The 20,706-nt window shown below is 40.7% G+C and carries 8 protein-coding genes and 1 pseudogene; 1 reads left to right on the top strand and 8 read right to left on the bottom strand.

Annotation, left to right across the window (positions count from 1 at the left end; translation table 11 throughout):
- Position 1 precedes the first annotated feature (1 nt).
- From O0931_RS03755 to O0931_RS03730, 6 genes are all read right to left on the bottom strand, one after another.
- Positions 2–3,232 (bottom strand): SusC/RagA family TonB-linked outer membrane protein, encoded by a 3,231-nt coding sequence (locus O0931_RS03755; RefSeq protein WP_269414209.1) that lies wholly within the window; start codon positions 3,230–3,232, stop codon positions 2–4.
- 24 nt (positions 3,233–3,256) lie between these two features.
- A complete protein-coding gene (locus O0931_RS03750) occupies positions 3,257–5,023 on the bottom strand; it encodes a RagB/SusD family nutrient uptake outer membrane protein (RefSeq protein ID WP_269414208.1) in 1,767 nt (588 codons plus the stop codon).
- Between the two features lie 5 nt (positions 5,024–5,028).
- On the bottom strand, positions 5,029–7,899 hold the full coding sequence (locus O0931_RS03745) for a SusC/RagA family TonB-linked outer membrane protein (RefSeq protein ID WP_269414207.1): 2,871 nt from the start codon (positions 7,897–7,899) through the stop codon (positions 5,029–5,031).
- A gap of 597 nt (positions 7,900–8,496) precedes the next feature.
- A complete protein-coding gene (locus O0931_RS03740) occupies positions 8,497–11,250 on the bottom strand; it encodes a glycoside hydrolase family 2 protein (RefSeq protein ID WP_269414206.1) in 2,754 nt (917 codons plus the stop codon).
- 130 nt (positions 11,251–11,380) lie between these two features.
- The gene (locus O0931_RS03735) at positions 11,381–14,224 is read right to left on the bottom strand and encodes a glycoside hydrolase family 31 protein (protein WP_269414205.1); all 2,844 of its coding nucleotides are present in this window, start codon (positions 14,222–14,224) and stop codon (positions 11,381–11,383) included.
- A 293-nt stretch (positions 14,225–14,517) separates the two neighbouring features.
- Positions 14,518–16,200 carry a GH39 family glycosyl hydrolase gene (locus O0931_RS03730; protein ID WP_269414204.1) on the bottom strand — a complete coding sequence of 561 codons (1,683 nt, stop codon included), beginning with the start codon at positions 16,198–16,200 and terminating at the stop codon, positions 14,518–14,520.
- Between the two features lie 242 nt (positions 16,201–16,442).
- Between O0931_RS03730 and treF the strand changes: the two genes are divergently transcribed.
- On the top strand, positions 16,443–18,050 hold the full coding sequence (treF, locus tag O0931_RS03725) for an alpha,alpha-trehalase TreF (RefSeq protein WP_269414203.1): 1,608 nt from the start codon (positions 16,443–16,445) through the stop codon (positions 18,048–18,050).
- A gap of 323 nt (positions 18,051–18,373) precedes the next feature.
- Here treF and O0931_RS03720 read toward each other — a convergent pair.
- Positions 18,374–18,622, bottom strand: a pseudogene (locus tag O0931_RS03720) (DAPG hydrolase family protein); the annotation flags it as partial.
- A 15-nt stretch (positions 18,623–18,637) separates the two neighbouring features.
- Positions 18,638–20,674, bottom strand: a complete 2,037-nt coding sequence (locus tag O0931_RS03715) for a kojibiose hydrolase (RefSeq protein ID WP_269414202.1) — start codon at positions 20,672–20,674, stop codon at positions 18,638–18,640.
- Positions 20,675–20,706: the final 32 nt, after the last annotated feature.

Here is a 20,706-nt window from a genome sequence, read left to right as displayed (position 1 = left end):
TTTATAAGTTAACATTTATACCCAGGTTATATATGCGTGACGGCGGGTATGCCTGCCTGTCATTTCCGGGCGTTGCCTCCGGGTCAATTGCATACAGGTTAAATGCTTTCGACCAGGTAACCAGGTTGTTGCCACTTAAGAAAAACCTTACGCCCTGCAGCCCAAGTTTTTTAACCAGGTTAGTCGGAATATCGTAGGATAATTCTGCCGTGCGTAGACGTAAATAATCGCCCGGTACTGCCCAATAGGTGGAGTTGGTTCCGGGATCACTTATCGATCGCAGTGTTGTTAACACCGGAAACTTTGCATTATCGCCAAGTGCAGGTGTCCATGCCTGCTGATGAACGGCCTGAAGATTGGCAGAAAATGGTCGGATGGCTTCTTCTGTACCCCTCAGATAAAACTTCGTTGCACCCTGAAATAAAACGCTGGCGCTGATTCCTTTATAATTAAAGCCAAACTGGAAACCGAAAGTATTTTGCGGGGTATTGCTGTAATTTGCAACAACTCTGTCTTTGTCGTCAATAACATTATCGCCATTTAAATCAGCATATTTTAAATCGCCCGGCCTTTGTATAAAAGTAGATGTGGGACTGCTGTTTACATCGTTCATATCCCTAAAATAGCCCAGAAACTGATAAAGTGCTTCTGCACCGATAGGTTTACCTATAGCCGATTGCCACGGATATTGCGGTACAGGCTGTCCGTTGAAAACCACGGCATTTTTAACATTCGAAAATGTTCCTCTAAAATTATAGGCAAATTCTTTTCCGATGGTTGAACGGTAATTTAATTCAAACTCTATACCTTTCCGGGTTGATTCTCCCAGATTTTGCGGAGGTAGCGGTACACCCTGTATATCAGAAATTAAACTAAGTGTAATTAACTGATCATATCGTCTATACTTAAAGTAATCCACTAAACCTGTTAATTTATTGTTGAATAAAGCAAAATCTAACCCCACATCAAACTGTCTTTCTTTATCCCAGGTTACATTGGTATTCGCCAATGCCCCTTCCGCATAACCTGTATTGGCAGACAGGGTTCCGTTCGATTCGCCGAAAGAATAAATGGTTCCGTTGTTGCTTGTGCGGTACGCATTAGTAGTTGATGCCGCATAACTCTGCTGATAGGCGTATTGCCGTCCCGGCGCGAGCTGGTCGTTACCAACGATTCCCCATGAAGCCCTCATTTTAAATTGATTGATGAAACTAATTCTCTTTTTAAAAAAATCTTCTTCTGCTAAGTTGTATGCCGCTGATGCAGCCGGAAAGAATCCGTTTTTCTTTTTCCCTGTAAACCGGTTTGAACCACTGAGCGTACCCGTCACATTTACGATGTATTTATTTTTAAAATCGTAACCCAATTTGGCAACCCTGCTGATTACGCTGGCGGGTACAAAATTATAAGTCAAATCATCGCTCCGAACATTATTGCTGGATAAGCTGTAAACCCCTAAAAAATCGACATGATGATTTTCTGCAAATTGCCTGCTATATGTTAAAACCGCCTGCGCAGCGAGCCTGCGTTGTGTGCTTCCGGCCGATCCATTCGTGCCATATGCATTGCCCAATCTGCCAATCGTATAAACATTCGCAAAGGCCGGATCATACCGTTCTGGTGTTACAATAGAACCATCAGCGGCTAAAACAGCCGGACGGAAAATATAAGATGGCAAATTTGTTCTGGTGAGACTCCTGGCAACGGTATAATTATTTGTATAGGCGATTCTGCCCTGAACACTTAACCCTTTTGTTATAAAATCGAGCTTCTCCGTAGCAGTTGTAGACAATACCATATTGTTTTCATTGTTACGTCTGAAACCGCCGTATGTTAATCTTTCGATAATATTCGGTGTGAGGTAATTGGCACTATTGGCCTGAAACTGGCTATATCCCCAGCTTCCATCCGGATTTTTTATCGGATAGGCCATTGGTGATAAAGCAAGATAGCTTCCGAAATCGGCAAAAATATCGTCTTTATTTCCATTTGTACTTGGATAAAAAATATTCGGTCTGTTGATTTCGCCAATATTTCCAAAAGCATCAAGCTGTAAGGTAAAATTTTTGGTCACACTAATATCCAGGTTGGAGCGGTAATTGAATCTTTTATTATAAAAACCACTGTTTATATTATCGCCTGAATCTTCAAAATAATCTTTCGTATTCCCACCCTGATTCAGGTAACTCAGGGAAACAAAATATTTTGCTTTTGCTGTACCACCACTGATATCAAAATTGGTTTTTAACTGTGGCGCATATTTTTTAAAGAGCATTTCTTTCCAGTTCACATTCGGATGCCCTATCGGATCGGAACCTGTACGAAATGCTTCTAAATCTGCAGCACTCCAGGTTGGCTTAAACGACGGGTTAGGTGCATAAGAGTTATCTGTAATTTCGGCCTGGTTTCTCAAGAGCGCCGTATTGTATGCATCCAGGTAATCCGGCAAAATGGTTGGCTCAGAAAGTGCAAAATCTGTACGTACGGAAATTCTTGGTTTTCCAACTTTTCCGCGTCGTGTAGTCACAATTACAACACCGTTACCACCCTTTATACCATAAACCGCGGTTTGAGAAGCATCTTTTAATATCGTAATAGATTCTACCTCATTAGCCTCCAGTCTTGAAAACTGCTCATAAGAATACTCTATATTATCGACAATAATTAACGGGTTATTTGTTGTACTTGCAACGCCATTTACCGAATTGTTATTAAGTGATGATTCGCCCCTTACCAGAAACGCTGCTCCATCGTTACCGGGCTGGCCGACACGCTGTTGTGAAATAAAGCCGGTTACCCTTCCGGCAAGTGTATTCTGTAAGCTGCCGGATGGATTTTGACGGATATCATTTCCCGAAACCGCACTTTGTGCACCGGTAAGCGTTATTTTCTTTTGGGTCGTATAACCGGTAACCACAACTTCCGATAAATCTTGTGAGGCCTGTTGTAAAACAATCTGCGCTGTATTATTTCCGCTAATGGAAATTTCACGCGTAACGTAGCCTACCGACCTGACAACTAATGTATTTCCGGTACCTTTTAGTACCAGTTTATATTCTCCGTTCCCATTTGTTGCTACTCTGTTTGCAGTCCCTTTTTCTTCTACAACTGCGCCTGGCAATGGTCCCTGAACATCCCGAACTACCCCACTAACGGTTTTGTTCTGTGCATGTATATAGTTTGTAATCAGCAATAGTAAAAATACTATGCTAAAAAATTTAAATTTTTTCATTTTATGTATTTTTTACATTCTTAATTACCATCCTAAGTTTTGTCTCAACGCTGAATTTTTAACGGTTTCATCATAAGGCAGCGGGTTGTGATAAAGTTTATCCTGAAAATTGATGCTTACCACAGGCACAATTTCATGTGTAAAGGAGCCATTTGCTTCTTTTGTAATCTTCATCCCCGTCAGGGTTTTAGTTAACTCCGTATTTGCAATTTTCCAGCGACGTACATCAAAGAACCGGTGTTCTTCAAATGAAAGCTCAATTCTACGTTCATTGCGGATAAGATCCCTTAATGCATTTTGCGCTATTCCTGCCGGAATCCCGTACCGGGCATCCGTTCCTGCATTTATACCGGCACGTTTTCGTATTTCAATGATTTCCTTAACGGCATCTTCTGTTCGTCCGCCTATTTCGTTTAATGCCTCTGCATTGTTCAGCAGAATTTCAGCGTACCTGAAATAAATGAAATTGTGGCTTTGCTGTGAGTAAGTTGTACCTGTTACAAAATTGCCCAGGAATTTTCTGAGGTAGTAGCCGGTTCTGGTTTGTGTAATCAGGTTATTGTTTGGCTTATCTTTTCCGCCTTCAAATGTCTCAACAGCCCTGTTCAGCCAGTTGTAATTTGCGGCCGAAGGCGTATTTGCATTGGAAAAGAAAACAGTGACATAAAAGCGGGGATCACGATTTGCATAAGGGCTGGCCGGATCATATCCATTTGGGTTGGTTGGCGATTTTATATCCTGGCTTATCGGCTTACCATTTATCGTTGTAAATGCATCTACAAAATTTTGTGTAGGGTTTGTTCGTCCGCCCCCGGCGATGGCAGCAAAGCCAACATAGCCTACCGGCGCGTTACCATTTTCAATATCAAAATTATTCGCACTTTGCTTGGCAAAAATAACTTCCGAATTCTTTTTGTTGATAAAGATATTTCTGTAACCAGATGCGGCTGTTCCTGTTTGTAAAGCATAGTAGCTTCCAAGGGCTTTAAATTCAGTTACAGCGTCAATAACCTTTTGCCAGCGGGTCAAATCTGTCGTTAGATAGCCGGTGAGCTTTTTAAGTTCGGTATCACCTTCAATTCCGCCTCCATTAAATAGTGGACTAGCGGCATAAAGATACAGTCTGCATTTTAATGCAACCGCCGCACCCTGAACCACCCGACCAAAGTTATTTGCATTAGAATCGTTATCCGGATATAAATCCGGTTTTATCGCATCGCATTCACTGGCAATGTAGTTTACGCACTCTTCAAAAGTGTTTCTTTTAAGTTGAAGGTTATCATTTAAGGTGAAAACATTATCTGCAACAAGCGGAACGCCACCGTAACGTTGCAACAATTGAAAATACAGGAATGCCCTGATGAACCTGGCTTCTGCATTAAATCGTTTTGTACGGGTGGGATTGCTTGCAGGGACAGGGATTTTTGAACTGTTCGCCAGAAAAATATTAGCCTGTCTTATTCCAAAATAAGCGTTACTGAAGTACTGATCCGGATTATTAACGACACTCACAATTCCATTAGTGTAGTAAGTTATGGATGCTGTAGGAACAATTGAAACGGCATCATCCGTTGCCGCATCTAAAAAGTCTCCGCCGACACGGGCGAAACCTGCGGGCAGAAAGGTGTAAATATTATTAAGAAATTCCTGCGCCCTTACCGCATTTAAATCTGCCGGATCGAAAATGATGTCGTAGGTATCTAAATCCTTTGGTTCGGCTTCGAATTTTTTGCAGGACTGTACAGCCATCAGGCTGAACAAGAATATATATATTAAAATCGCTTTTTTCATGATGATTAGAATTTTACGTTAACGCCCAGGTTATAAAGCTTTTGCAAAGGGTATGCATCGGTAGGTACTTCAGGATCTAAATTGCCTTTCAGCTTGGTCGCTGTGAATAAATTGGTACCATTTGCAAAAACCCGTATCGAACTTATTTTTAAAATACCTGTCAGACGTGCGGGAACGGTAAAACCCAGTTCAATATTTTTAAGCCTGATGTAATCCGCCCTTCTGAGCCAATAGCTCGAAAAAGTATGGTTATTCTGATTAAATCCGATGCTCAAACGCGGATAGGTTGCCGTGGCAGCCGTTGCAGGTGTAAAACGATCGAGATGTTGTGAAAAGGCGTTTCCAAGACCGCCATTTTGAAATTCAAAGTAGTTGTTGTTGCTAAGGTTAACCGTATAATTGGCTACCCCCTGAACTAAGGCACTGAAATCAAAAAACTTATAGCTGAAGCCCAGATTTGCACCAAAGGTTGTTAAAGGGCTTTTACTGCCGATAACGGTTTGATCGAACTGGTTGAGAATGCCATCACCATTTAAATCTTTGTATTTAATATCGCCGGGCTGAGGGGTATAACCCAGGAAAGTAGCTACGCCGTTTTTGGCTGAATTTGCTATATCAGCCTGAGATTGATAAAGCCCGTCAGCCACGTAACCAAACGACTGGCCAACCCGCTGGCCGGTCCGCTGCATCCATGGATAGGGTTGATCAACTTCATCAAAAAACTCCACCACAGATTGTTGAAAGCCAACGTTAAGCGCTACAAAATAATTAAAACTTCCTTTCTTCTGTTGTTGCCACGACAATTGAAATTCTAGGCCATCATATTTGTTCCGGCCAATATTTTCATTTGGATAAAAATTACCAAGCAGCGACGTATTCTTACCTCTTTGCGTTAATAAATCTTTAAATTTATTGTTATAATAATCTACTGAAAAGCCTAACTGATTATTGAAAAATGCCCCTTGAAGGTTAACATTTAACTTGTTTGCATATTCATAAGTAATATCCGGATTAGCCAGTGTGCTTTCGTTAAGTGTTGCTACAGTTCCTGCCCCTGTTCCGAAATATGCTGTAGAGCCGCCAAATATGCGCTGGATATAGGAGAAATAACCTGGATTATCATTTCCAACTTTTCCGTAGTTAGCCGATAATTTCAGAAAATTTAATGTTTTGCTTTCTTTAAGAAAATCTTCTTTCGAAACAACCCAACCTAGTCCTGCAACAGGGAAGAATCCCATTTTATAGTGGCTTTTACCCGGATAGTAATTCGATCCGTTATAAGCGGCTGCAAATTCTGCTATATATTTTTCATTGTATGCATAAGAAGCCTTTCCTGCAAGTCCTTTAACGCTGTAAGGAATGTTGGTGCCATAAACATTATTATCATAGTTGGCAATTATCGCTGCATCAATCGTATGAAGGCCTTTGAATGTACGGTTATAACCTGCAGAAAACTCCAGATAAGCTTGCCGTCCCTGCCCTACATTCGGTTGTCCGCTTGTTGTACTGATGACTGATACATTTGTTTGGGGAGCAGGTTGAGTAAGTGCATTTGAGTAAGTTTCTACACCGCCTGAAGAAACAGTTCTTTGAAAAGCCACAACTGGTTTACTTCGGTTTGTTTCTTCAATCAGGTAGGATGCATAGGAAACCAGGCCTTTAACATACAAACCCGGTGTAACATCATCCAGTGTTCTTTTTACATAAAAATCGGAGATGATATCGCGTCTGAATGTTTGGCGGTAGCCGGATTGTACGGCCATTCCGTAAATATTATTTGTGAATCTCGTTGTGCCGGCAAGGCTGCCATTTGGATTAAATATGGGATATGAGTTGCTGGGCGTAGTCAGTAATGCGCTATAAATTGCGTTTGTAGTTGCACCAGGTTCGTTTGTATTGCCAATACGTCCAAATAAATGTATGCCTCCCGATAGTTTTGGATTAATTTGAATGTTAATGTTGGAACGAAGCAGGTAACTGGCCAGGTAATTATTTGTATTATAAATATCGGTGCTTTTAAAAAGTCCGTCTTGTTTCAAATGTTCTACGCCTGCATAATAAGTTACCATTTTATTTCCGCCACTCATATTAAGCGAGTACCGGTTAAGTGGCGCATTATTGTTTAAAACTTCATCCCGGTAATTTACATCGGGATGTCCTAACGGATCTGAGCTGTCTTTAAATGCCTGAAGGTCGGCTGCTGTATATAATAATGCTGTATTGTAAAATGGATTTACAGAAAGTTCATTGCTAATCGCCTCATTTCTTAAGGATGCGTAATTGAATGCATTGAGTGCCTGCGGCATTTTCAGCGGTCTCTGCGAAGCAGACTGGATGGTAAAAGATATCCGTTCTTTGCCGTTGTAGCCTTGCTTAGTGGTTATAGATAAAGCGCCGTTGGCACCTCTAACACCTAATAGTGCCGTCGACATAGCATCTTTCAGTACAGTAACTGATTCGATTTCTTCTAAAGTTATTGTTGTAATTAAACGGGGTATACCATCAATTAAAACCATTGGTGTTCTTCCCCTTAACGATAAACTCACGGCATCAAAGCCTGGCTGCCCTGAACTTTGCTGTGTATTTAAACCGGCAAATTGTCCTGAAAGCGCATTCGTAATGCTGTTAACCGGATGCTTTAATAGTGTAGCATTGTAAATTGTCTGCGTAGAAACGGTTGACAGATTTGTAGATACAGGAATGCTGAAGGGCAGGTAGACCCTGTTTTTAGAATAGACAGAATCGCTGATTGCAATTACGCTATCCTTGATATTTACATTCCTTATGGGCTTTTCCTGCGCAGAAACTTTCGTTAATGCTACGCTGAAAAAGCACGTAAAAAGCCCTAAAAGCCTAAATGTAATTTTCTTTCTCATGTTATTATAAGAGTTAATGGTTAAAGAAATCAGATAACTGACGAGCTGTACTGAAAATGAAAAATCAGCAATCGATGAGAAGGAAACAGTTTGGTTTCTGTAGTAAAAATGTCCATGTTGTTTGGTTAATTTGGTTAGTTATTTTGTTTGTTTATAACTACCGATATCCGCATTGCAATGTTTATGCAGTGCCGAAAATTGGATAGTATATTTGGTTAGTTTAAATTTCCAGTGGCCTGGTTAAATTTCAATGGTGAAAGTAACAGGTGTAATACAATAATTGCGATAGGATTGTTAATCTTTATAGAACAAATGTTAACAGATGTATAATTAACTTAAAATCAAACACTTAAGAGTAAAAATTATAGTGACATTTCTAATTGATTTAATTTTGAATTCTGTTTAATAACCTGTTCTGTTCAATGGTCTGTGGCGCACAGGCAATAACGTTGAAACTTGTATCGCAAAATAAAATTCCTGCCTGCGGAAGGCAGGCGCGAGCATGACGATTGAGGAATATGTCAACATACCCGCTTCTCAATCTTCTTGGAGAAAAGCGCAGTCAGACGGCTAATCCGTCTGACTGCAACTCGTTGTTTAATTAAAATCGAACCAGAGACTTCCTTTATTCCAGGTATAATTCAGCTGCATGTTTTTCTGGCTTTGAGGACCAAGTTTTTCTGCCGACTGGAATTTTGTTCCTATAGGACTTATCGCATCTAAAAAGCCTAAATCGCCGTCAGGAAATGGTGGTGTGGTATTGTTATTGGTTGCACCTGCTGCTTTCAGGGGTTTCAACATCTGAAAAAATGTTCCCTTATTCGTTGTATATACCGTAAAAGGCGATTGTTTATTTTTTATAGTTACCCAGTAAACGTCAGAATAGTAGCCTTTAAATTCAGGATATTTCCAGCTTTCTCCGGTTATTGTATTGTTGAAATCACTGTCCCAAACCCCGAATTTTGTACCCTTCAACCTGTTTTTCCAGACCCGGTAAGGACCATTGCCTGCCCATTTCATCCCGGTAATGTTTTCTTCAGGGTAGTTAAAAGTAATACCCATAAAATCTGCTTCCCCCTGACCTGAATATTCGTAATCGAGTTTTACATCTTTACCAGATGAAAAAATCCATTTCACTTTAAATTTCGCTTCGTTATTATAAACAGGCTCTACAATATAATCATCACCTGAAGCATAATTTTTAAATTCTTTCAACTCGCATTTAACACCTGCCAAAGCCGGACCGCCAGATATCGAAATCTCCGATTTTTTATTTGTTACGCCTTGGATATAGCCTGTTTTTTTATCAAAATTATAAACAATGCCATCAACATTAAGGCTTAATGTTTTATTGGTTTCCGATACCTGGATTTTAGATTTTGCTGCAACACCGGTCGTTACCGGCGCAGTTGGCGTTTTAATTGGCCAGCTCCAGGTAAAAATTTCTTTATTGTATGGGTCGAAAGCGGTTAAATATAAAACATCATTAAACTTCCAGCTAGCGGGTAGTGGCAGGCTAAGTAGGCCTCTGTCGCCGGGCATTAAGCCAATGCCTGTTAATTTCCCTGATGCTGTTGTGGTAGCCTGGCTATTTGCACCCGGGGCAGGTAGTTTAGCCAGGCGCCATTCGAAACGGCATTGATTCAGATTAGTAAAGAAATACTGGTTTTCTACCGGTATCTTTCCGTCGAAATTTACGGGCAGGTTTTTTAAAGTAATTTGTACGGGCGACCATATTTCTTTTATGGTATAAAAACTACCTTCTTTTTCGCGGTGCGGACCTAAAATACCATCTGGGGCTGCATTACCCTGAATATCCATTTTACCATTCCTATCTAAACGGGTTACACCTTCATCTGCAAAAGACCATAAGAAACCACCTGCCGCATAGGGGTGTTTCATCATCGCCGACCAAAAATCATCCAAACCGGCTCCATGTCCGCCATCATGTAAGCCATGCATAAATTCTGTCGGAAAAAACACATCCTTTCCATATAAAGCAGAATTTACTACGTAGTTATAATCAGGATAGTGCTTGGTATCGGTACCGTTAAATTTTTCCCAGGGGTGGATAACCAAGCGGCTTTGGTTATCATATTTTGCGTAAAGATGGTCTAAATCATAATTAAAACCGCCTTCGTTACCATTTGCCCATATTACGATAGATGGATGGTTAACATCGCGGGTCACCAGTTCCTTTACCAGCTTAGTACCCACTTCGGTATCGTATTTTGCCTGCCAGCCGGTTAGTTCGTCGATTACAAAAAGACCAAGCGAATCGCACGCATCTAAAAAGCTCGGATCAGGTGGATAATGCGACATGCGCACCGCGTTCATGTTCATTTCTTTAATGAGTTTTACATCTTCGATGTTGAGCGTCTTGCTTAAAGCCCTCCCCGATTCAGGCCACTCGCTATGGCGGTTAACGCCCTTGAAAATGATTTTCTTATTGTTTACATAAAAACCATCATGTGCACGGAGTTCTGCTGTTCTGAAACCGAATTTTTGTTTAATACGGTGGATAAGTTTGCCATTGGCATCACTTAAAGAAACAACTACCTGGTACAAATTCGGCGACTCAGGGCTCCATAATTTTACATCTTTAAACCAACCCTTAAGATTTGTGGCATTTTCAACCGATGTGATTTTAGACGAAATTTCAGTTCCAACATTTTCGCCATTTAATTTCTGTACCCTGGCTTTTAAAAATGAACCTACAGGCGCATTTTCTGTAAAAGCATCCAGACTAAAACCGCCATTCGCTTTCGCATCAATTGCAATTCTGTCTAAGTGTGCCTTTGGTAAAATTTTCAGGTATACAGGCCTGAAAATACCCCCAAATAGCCAGAAGTCGGCTTTTCTTTCGGCACGATTTACCGATGGGTCGGCAGATTGTTTGCTTACTCTTACTTCCAGCAGGTTTTCACCTTCAAAATTTAGTAATGAAGTAATATTGTACTGAAAAGTATAAAATCCGCCCTGATGTATAGGCCCAGCTAATTTTCCGTTGATTTTTACTTCAGCATCTGTCATAGCTGCCTCAAAAACAATAAATACTGCTTTGCCGGCATTGCTTTTTGAGACATTGAACTTGTATTTGTACTGTCCTGTTTCTTCCGGGTTTTGCGTATCTTTATAGTAGTTATAACTTCCGAAACCCTGTTGTTCCCAATTGGAAGGCACGCCAATTTTAGACCAAACACCGCTTTTCATCCCGGTATTGACCATGAAATCCCAGGTAACCATATGGTCTTTATCTTTACCAGATAAATACTGGTATTGTGTGTCTTGTGCATGCACATTCAGTGCAAAAAAAATAGCCGGGAACATAAAAAGCAGCTTCTTCATCATATTTTATTTTGTATTTTATTAAATATCAATATTACAGTATCTGTAATTTATTAAGTTGGGTTATAATTAGCAATAGTACAATCTTGCCTGATCTGCCGAAATTTAGACAGAACTTATCATTTTTCTGAATTTAAAATCTGGTTATAATTTGGTTGCCATTATACTGGATGGTTTTGGTTGGTTTCTGGTTAAAGTTTAATGGAATTGGTTTCTTTTCGCTGATGTAAACAATATGGAACTTTCTGTCTTTTAGCATTCCTTTGTAATTGCCCTTACGTTCCGATATCGTCAGTGATTTACTTTTTTCGCTATAGTTAAAGTTTATTGTGGCATACTCCTCTTTTTCATAGTTGTAGTTCGTGCCTTCATCTTCGTAAAGCGTAAACATTCCGTCTTGTCCGCCATAAACATATAAGGTTATCGCATCTGCAGGTTTTTCATCGGTATACTGGAGCTCCGGGCCATAAGGGATAACCGAACCCGCCTTAACATAAACCGGCATCCGGTTATACGGTGCATCTGCCTTTATCGTCTGCCCGCCTTTTGTGTGCCTGCCCGTATATAAATCATACCAGCCGTTCCCTTCCGGAAGGTAAACCTTCCTGCTCGTTGCCCCGTATTCATACACCGGGTTTATCAGCAGCGAAGGGCCGAATAGGTACTCATCGCCTATATCCTTTACTTTCCCATCTGTTCCGTAATCCATCACCAGGCCTCGCATTATCGTATAATCTTTTTGATAAGTGGCCCCGGCAAGCGAATAGATGTAAGGCATCAGGCGGTAGCGCAGTTTGTTGTAATACAGGATGCTCTGGTAAGCCGGGTGGTCTTCCGGTGCGATATTATACACCTCCCGGTAAGGGAACTGGCCATGGCCCCTGAACAGCGGAACAAAAGCCCCGAACTGGTACCACCTCGTATTCAGCTCCCGCCACTCTTTTAAGTCTTTATCATTCGGCTTTTCATACCTGCGCTCTACCGAGAAACCGCCGATGTCCATCGTCCAGTAAGGTAAACCCGACAGCGAGAAATTCAGTCCTGCTGAAATCTGCGATTTCATATCTTCCCACCTCGAGGCGATATCGCCGCTCCAGGTCGCCGCCGCATATCTTTGCAACCCCCCATAAGCTGAACGCGTTAAGATAAATACCCGCTCGTTCGGGTTTGCCTTCCGCTGCCCTTCGTAAACCCCTTTCGAGTTTTGCAGCGGAAAGGCATTGAAATATTTTGTCGCCGAACCCAGGTAGTTTGGGGTCATGTTGTATTTCCGTTCCCAAATCGGAAGGTTAGAATGGATATCCGGTTCGGTTGCATCCATCCACCAGGCATCGATGCCTTTTTTATATAGCTTTTTGTCCATCAAATCCCAGAACAGCGTTCGGGCCTCGGGATTAAAAGCATCATAAAAGGTCGACTGGTAGCCCAGCCAGTCTTTTCTGCCATCGGCAATATTGTGTTTGTACAAAAAGCCGTTCTTATTCATCAGCTCATAATTGGCATTGCCGGTATAGAACTTCGGCCATACCGAAATCATCAAACGGGTATGGTAGGTATCGTGTAACGTTTTAATCATCCCATCTGCGTCCGGGAAACGGCTTTTATCAAATTCGTGTGTGCCCCAGCTATCCGGTTTCCAGTACTGCCAATCCAGCACAATATTGTCTATCGGTATTTTACGGTCTCTGAATTCCTTAACCACCCCCAAAAGTTCTTCCTGGGTTTTGTACCGTTCCCGACTTTGCCAGAAACCCATTGCCCATTTGGGCAGCAGCACCGCTTTGCCCGTAAGCGTACGGTAACCGCTGATGACTTCATCCGCATCATTTCCCGATACAAAGTAGTAATTTACCGCATCGCCCGATTCAGATGAAAAGGCATACTGATTCTTTTCCCACTCGGGGATGGGTGTTAAACATTTAACCGAAAGGTATGATTCATTCCCATCGGGCAACCATTCTATCCTGATATCATATTTTTTATCTTTCTGCATTTCGGCGCCTACAACCGCACTGCCCGGGTTCCAGGCCTGCCGCCATTTATCCACCAGCAGCTCCCCGTTTACCCACATTTTGATGTAGCCCGCGTACTTCACATTGAAGTGGTGAAGACCGGAATAACCCGAAGCGATTTTGCCTTCCCACTTTACAAGTCCATTTGCCATTTTAAAGCTGTCAGGGAATTTCTTCATATCGCTCAGAAAAGAATAGTCGATGTCTGATTCCGCACGTTTTAGGCTTGCCCCGCCGCTTTTCCTGTTTTCATAATTTGCCGTCAGCCAGCCTTCGTTTCCTTCTCTGGAAAACAGGCGCAGGCTTGAAAGCGGCTGATAATCTCTTGTATCGCCGACTTTGGTAATCGAGTAATTGTCCCAGAGGATGCCGTAGTGCTTATTGCTCAAAAGAAAAGGGATGGCCACATCGGTATTGTTCTGCAGCAATAAAACCTGCTTGCCTTTATAGTCCATCATATCGTCCTGGTGCTGGCCCAATCCGTAAATCGATTCATCTGCAGGGGAACTGAAAACCTGCTTAAGCTCATAACTTGCTTCCCCACCGTTTGAAACCGCACGGAATGAACGGGAAATCCCTGCTTTCTCCTCGAGGATGCTTTTACCCGATAAATCCTGGTAGAGGATTTGACCGGTTGTTGTATTAACCTTTACCATAAGTGACCGGGTGTTGAGCTGTATGTATGCCCCGGCTTCTGAAACGGTAAACTCAGGCTTGGATTTAACCGGGACAACCATCAAACCCGGTTCCAGCGAAAAAAATCCTTCAGGGCTAATCACCGCATGGATGATTTTATCGCTGACCACCTCCAGCTTAATTTGTTTACCGCTGCTTTCATCACCGTTAACCGGACGTATAATTACACCGTTATCCGTTTTCTGGTAACGGACATTTTGTGAAAAACTAAAAACTGGAAAGGCTAATAAAAATACAGCGGTAAGTAAAAGGGTAAGAATTTTTCTCATAAAGCTTATTGTAAACCGCAAAATGGCGATTAATAAATATTTGGTTTAATAAGCTAAAGATATGTAAGTAAGAAAATGTGAATCTTACACAAATGTTTCAGAATAAAGCACAAATGTTAAGGAGACTGAATAAATCGCTTTCAAACCATTATAATGATTAAATATAAAGTAAAAACCCCGCCGGATTTGTTTAAAAGTGTTGTTAAAATTGTATCACCACTTTAAATATTTACTTAAGCTTAACCAGATAAATAGCGGTGTAATAAGTATCAATCGGGATAATGGAGCTCGCTTTACCAATCCATTTTTAGAAGGGCAACAGCCTGTCGTTCTAATTGTAATGGAACAACAACCTTGCCTGAAGTTGTATTTATCTTACTAGAAACAACGCGTTTTAGCTTTCCTGATTTTTCAAGTGCAGCAATTTGTTGTTTTGTAGGATTTTGTGGCGAACCCATTTTTTTCCAGGCCTCATACGAATTGCTGTTTTCCTTATCAATAAGGTAAATATTTAGTGAAATCGTTTTTGCTGGAATATTTGTGATGTTAATACTTAAGCTTTCAGTTGGTCCCGGCCGGTCATCATCGTGATAATTCCACACCATTACCGCCGCAGTTTTTGTATCTTTTGTTGCCAATACCCCTACATCCGACTGGGTGCCATGCACACTTGTATTCAGAACTTCCTTTAAGGGATACATCCTGTTGCTTTCAGCTGCTATACGATTGCCGCTCATCATACCAAACATTCTGAAAACATTTAATACCGGTTTATCCACGCCGTTGGTTGCCAAATCGCGGAAACCATAAAACCATGGCTGATTTTCGAACTCAAAAGACCATGATACGGCGCCTAGAAAATTGATTTTAGTTTGGTCGGCCAAGAGGTATTTACGGGCAAAAGTTGCCGCGGTATAACTGGAATACATCGTACCATTTCTATACGCATTTTCGGGATTGGTCGCCATTCCGCAGGCGGCACAACCTTCCGGGTCAGACTCACCTATAATAACAGGCAGGTTTTTCGTTTCAGGGTATGACGTGGTGATTTCGAATCCGGTTTTGATGTCATTAAGCTGAGGTGCCATATCCATTCTCACGGCACCATCCACCAGTTTAGGTGAGCCTTTAGCATGAAAAAGTATAGCATCAAGCGGGGCACCTTTTTTGCCCGTTGCATAGTTGGTACCGTCAATACAATGCTTAATAAAATTATTCGTCCAGTCCCTCGCACCTTTACCACGGGTTCCTGCAACATTAATTCCGCCGATTTTAGCCGTAGGCAAAGCACTTTTTAAGCCATCGGCAGCGTAATCATACAGTTTATAAAATTCTTCCTGTGTACCTTTCCAATAAGCGCCGTTAGGTTCGTTCCATACCTCCCAATACCAGCTCTCCACTTCTTTTTGACCATACCGGGCCACTGAATGCTTTACCCATTCGTACACCAGCTTCCGCCATTTATCATAATCCTTTGGCGGGTATGCCCAACCAGTTATAATATCGTTATACGGATCGCCGGGCTTCCAATAATGCCGATATGGTGAAGGATGTGTAGACAACGCTTCGGGCATAAAACCAATTTGTGCCAGCGGTTTCATTCCTCGGGAAACATAGGTATCAAAAATGCGATCTACGATTGTCCAGTTGTAAATCGGTTTACCGTTAAGATCTTCAGTATATGCATTGGTTGATCCCCATTTTAAAGATGCTGTGCCGTCGCCGGTTACAAGCAAACTGTGTGTACGTACATAAACCGGCTCCGGGCTAAGCGCTGCAATTTCCGAAAGGAGTTTTTTGCCATCTTTCATGTATGTGTAATTTGGTTCATCATAACCAAACCATGCCCATACATTTTTCATAGGGGCTACTTCCTGGCTGAGATCTACTTTTACTACCGGACTTTGTGCATGCAATGGTGCCACGATATGCAAAATCATTAAAGTGAGCAGGCAACGTATTAGGTTTTTGTACATTTTTGATTAATTAAAACCGGGACTCTATTTATCTGTATCTAACAAAGTTGATAAATAGATCCGAATCTTACTATTTTAGATGGTTTTTATTTTTAAGTAAATTGCCAATAAAAAAATCAATGCATCTGAAACATAATTTAACTTCCTGCATGTTTTAAATACAATATAAGTGATGGAAAATTAAAGAAGTATAGCCTAAGAAAACTTAATAAACCTTAACTTCACATTATAAGCATAATAATATGATGAGCAACATATATTTATTTTCAAACCAAAAAAAAACTGGGCGTTTTAAATTTTTACAACTATTTATTTTTTGTTTACTACTTAACTCCATACAGTTATACGCCCAGAAAGAATTAAGCCCAAGACAAACCTATCCGGGTTTATTTGAAAGGGTTCAGCTCGCAAGGGTTTATCCGGACGGTAAATCTTTTGCAGATGCCATTCCCCAGAAAAAACCTTCGGAAATTATGAAAGCTTTTGAAGCGCAGAAAAATCTGAAGGAATTCAATTTAAAGCGTTTTGTAAATGAATATTTTAAACTACCGGAAAATCACAATGCAATTTATCAATCAGATATTAATGCAGGAATCGAAAAACATTTAGATACACTTTGGACGGTTCTAAAAAGAAATCCTGATACCCTTTCTGCTTTTCAAACATCTCTTTTACCTCTGCCAAAGCCTTATCTGGTACCTGGGGGTCGTTTTAGAGAAATTTATTACTGGGATTCTTATTTCACCATGCTGGGTTTATTAAAAGCTGGTAAAACCCAAACCGTTAAAGATATGGTTGATAATTTTGCCTATCTGATTAATACTTATGGTTTTATCCCGAATGGAAACCGCAGCTATTACCTCACCCGATCGCAGCCACCCTTTTTTGCCGCCATGGTTCAGTTGCTTACTAAATATGATGCTGATGTGAAATTAAGTGACTATAAAGACGTACTGGAAAAGGAATATAATTTCTGGATGAAAGGTGCAGTTCAACTGAAAAAAGGTACAGCCTTAAATCACGTTGTGAAATTAACAGATGGGACGGTATTAAACCGCTACCACGATGCCGGCGACCAGCCCAGGGAAGAATCATATCGAGAAGATTATGAGGCGGCAAAATTAACGAAGCAGGAACCATCCGTTTTTCTCAGGAATGTGCGTTCGGCGGCAGAATCCGGCTGGGATTTTAGCAGCAGGTGGTTTGCAGATGGCAAAAGTTACAGCCAGATTATTACAACGGATTTATTGCCTGTTGATTTGAACAGTTTAATGTATAATCTTGAAATTGCCATTGCTGATGCCAATAAACAAGCGGGTAATGAAACTAAAGCAAAACGATTTACAGTAAAGGCAAGCCAGCGTAAGGCAGCAATTTTAAAATATTTCTGGAATAGCAAACAGCTCTTTTTTACTGATTATAACTGGAAAAAACAGCGTTTGTCTAATCAGTTAACTTTAGCGGCCTCGTTTCCGCTTTACTTTAAATTAGCTTCACCTGCACAGGCAAAATCAGTTGCCGAAAAAATAGAAAAAGATTTTTTAAAATCCGGCGGTTTAATTACAACTGTTACCACAACCAAACAACAATGGGATGCACCAAATGCCTGGGCACCTTTACAATATGTCAGCATTCAGGGTTTGCATAATTACGGCTATGATAAGCTGGCCGATACCATCACAAACCGGTGGGTGAATTTGAATATTGCCGTTTTTAAAGAAACCGGCAAACTGATGGAAAAATATAACGTTGTCGAACCAAACAGCAAAGGCGGTGGTGGTGGAGAATATCCATTACAAGACGGTTTCGGCTGGACAAACGGCGTGCTTTTAAAATTGATGAAAAAATAGTTGCGTTTAATTTGGCATGTTGAGCCTAACGATGGCCATGCCCTTACAGATCATAAAGAGTAAAACTAACAGGTTTTGGTCTGTGAGCCACAGACCGAGCCTAATCAACAGCAATTTATTAAGCTTAAATTTTAAATAACAATTAGAAGTTAAGGTTATTAAAATTAAAATGCTTTTTCATTTTACACTATAAGGCATTTAAATGGAAATCGCTTATTTTTCTTAATGGTTTTCATTCTTCCGAACACCAATGGTGAAGCGCAGACCGGGAAATTGAAATAAAAAACCCTCAATGTCACATTGAGCTTATCGAAATGCTATCGTTATTTTTCAGGGCCATATTCTTTATAAAGCAATGGAAGAATTTTAGCCAGGTTAGAAAATTCCTCTAATGCATGATAATTTAATCCTTTTAATACCATCATTGGAATATGCATTTTCGCAGGGAACCAGAAACGGCTTCTAAGTTCTATTCCATTATTTTTCCGGCGTACAAAGTGGCACATTCTCGAATTGCCATTGGAACAAATCGCGGTACCAACATTGGGTTCTTTAAAACGGTTCATATCAAAACCAAATTCTTTTGTTTAATTTTTATTGGTCACAGTAAAGGTTTTCTTATCCGTTCCAACGCCTGTAATTTTTACAGATTTCCATTTTGGAGGTAAAACGCTTGGTACCTGAACAATGCCTTTATTTGTAATATCAAGACCACCAAATCCCATAAGCACACTTTGTAAAACACCGCCTGCACCAGTCGCAAAATATGGGTTTGTGCCCCCTTTAGTTTCAGCAATAACCCGAAACGGCGGGTTTAGGTTGGGCTGGTAAGCTTCTTTAAAATATGTATAAGCCTTTTCGGCATTGCCCGTTCTCGCATACAGAAGTGCAAAAATTGCATGCGTCATGGCCGGCGTACCTTCATCAGGAATACGTGTTTCATAATAAGCTAAATCCTTTTCAATCAGATTTTTATCTGTAATGGTTTTCAATGGATAAGCCAATAAGTTTACATCAGCTTGTTTAATGCCTTCACCCTTGTAGCTTGCATGTTCTTTCGTTACACCATCAGGAAATTTCAAAATCGGAATGTTTTTTTCAACCAACGCCCAATCTTTATTTAAAGGTAAGCCTAAAATTTCGGCGGCCAGGTTTGCATTTTTTAAATTTAATTTCGCTGCTGCATTTGTAAAGGCATTATTGTCTACATTTTCCGCCCATTCATCGGCCGCGACCACATTTTTAATATCAAACTGGTTCGCTCCATTTCGCTCTACCCTGCTGGCCCAGAAATCTGCTGTTTGCGACAAAATAGGCCATCCCTTTTCTTTAAGCCAGGTTTTATCCTGCGTAACACAGTAATAATTCCATGCTGCAAGCGCCACATCAGCCGATATGTGGTGTTCGAACGGGCCGCTCAATGCCCAAACCGGTGTTTCTTCTACGCCGGTATCTGCACTCTCCCAGGGATACATAGCACCCTGATAACCGTGTGAAAATGCATTTCGTTTTGCTGCTGCCAATCGTTCGTATCGATATTCAATTAATGATTTGGCTACATCAGGATGAAGCACCAGCAAAGCCGGAAACATCCAGATATCTGTATCCCAAAAAACGTGGCCATTATAACCTAATCCTGATAAACCCATGGGCGAAAGGGAATAAGATGTACCCGCACGGGAAAATGAAGTAAGGTGGTACAACATACTATGCACATCCTGCTGTGCCTGTGGATCTCCATCAATTAAAATATCTGATTTCCAAAGTTCATCCCATGCCGCATTATGAAATTTAACTAACCTGTCGTGGCCTTCAAGTTTCGCAAAAATCGTCATTCTTTCCGCTTCATTTAACGGATCGGCATGTTGTGCCGAACTGATTGTACTGCCAATAACTGAATAGGTATAACTTTCGCCTGCTTTTAAAGCTTTACTAAACTTCATTAAATGGCTGTTGTTATCCCACATTTCATGGATAGTTTTTGGCTCGCTTCCATGGGCTTCTGTAAACAAAAAACTATTAGATGCACAAAGCTGCAACTTACCCGTAGGACTTTTAGCAGTAGAAGTAAGCAAACTTAAGGTTACATGCGGTCTGTCTATTTCATTATAATAATTTTCTACATCCCGCAATGCATCGGGCGTTTCCATTACACTTGCAGCAGTTAGTTTTAAATCTTCATTAGCTGTGATGGTTACATCCATTAGTACCGTAAAAGGTAAATGCCTCAATGCATAATAGGTATATTTAACATCAGCCTTTTTCCCATATTGCAATTTTGTGGTAAATGCCGCATGTTGCATATCGAGCTGTTGCTGCATATTTTGAGTATTCTGTTCATCCAATCTTCTTCCATCAATTTCGAGATACATATTAAGCAAATTGAACCCGTTAAGAAAATTGCTTACCCGGCCACGTCCATAAGTATCATAGGCCCCGGCTAAAATCACATTTTTCACTTTAAAGGGTTGTGGTGAAGAAACAATACCAATAATTCCATTTGCAGCAGTAATACCAAAATATTTGCCCGGATCTATTTTATCTGCACTTATTTTCCAAGGATCTTGTGCGGTGGCATTCAAACTGAAAACCGATAGCAGGAATAAAATTATTTTGTTTTTCATGGATATAATAAATTAGCACTTGAAAGCATTTA

The sequence above is a fragment of the Pedobacter rhodius genome (assembly GCF_027213645.1).
GTDB lineage: Bacteria > Bacteroidota > Bacteroidia > Sphingobacteriales > Sphingobacteriaceae > Pedobacter > Pedobacter rhodius.
The sequence above is the reverse complement of the archived record's forward strand: the minus strand, read 5'-3'. Positions and strand labels throughout refer to the sequence as shown.

Excerpts from the sequence above, each read along its gene's own strand:
- O0931_RS03755 (WP_269414209.1), bottom strand. The coding sequence starts at position 3,232 with ATGAAAAAATTTAAATTTTTTAGCATAGTATTTTTACTATTGCTGATT.
- O0931_RS03750 (WP_269414208.1), bottom strand. The coding sequence starts at position 5,023 with ATGAAAAAAGCGATTTTAATATATATATTCTTGTTCAGCCTGATGGCT.
- O0931_RS03745 (WP_269414207.1), bottom strand. The coding sequence starts at position 7,899 with ATGAGAAAGAAAATTACATTTAGGCTTTTAGGGCTTTTTACGTGCTTT.
- O0931_RS03740 (WP_269414206.1), bottom strand. The coding sequence starts at position 11,250 with ATGATGAAGAAGCTGCTTTTTATGTTCCCGGCTATTTTTTTTGCACTG.
- O0931_RS03735 (WP_269414205.1), bottom strand. The coding sequence starts at position 14,224 with ATGAGAAAAATTCTTACCCTTTTACTTACCGCTGTATTTTTATTAGCC.
- O0931_RS03730 (WP_269414204.1), bottom strand. The coding sequence starts at position 16,200 with ATGTACAAAAACCTAATACGTTGCCTGCTCACTTTAATGATTTTGCAT.
- treF (WP_269414203.1), top strand. The coding sequence starts at position 16,443 with ATGATGAGCAACATATATTTATTTTCAAACCAAAAAAAAACTGGGCGT.
- O0931_RS03715 (WP_269414202.1), bottom strand. The coding sequence starts at position 20,674 with ATGAAAAACAAAATAATTTTATTCCTGCTATCGGTTTTCAGTTTGAAT.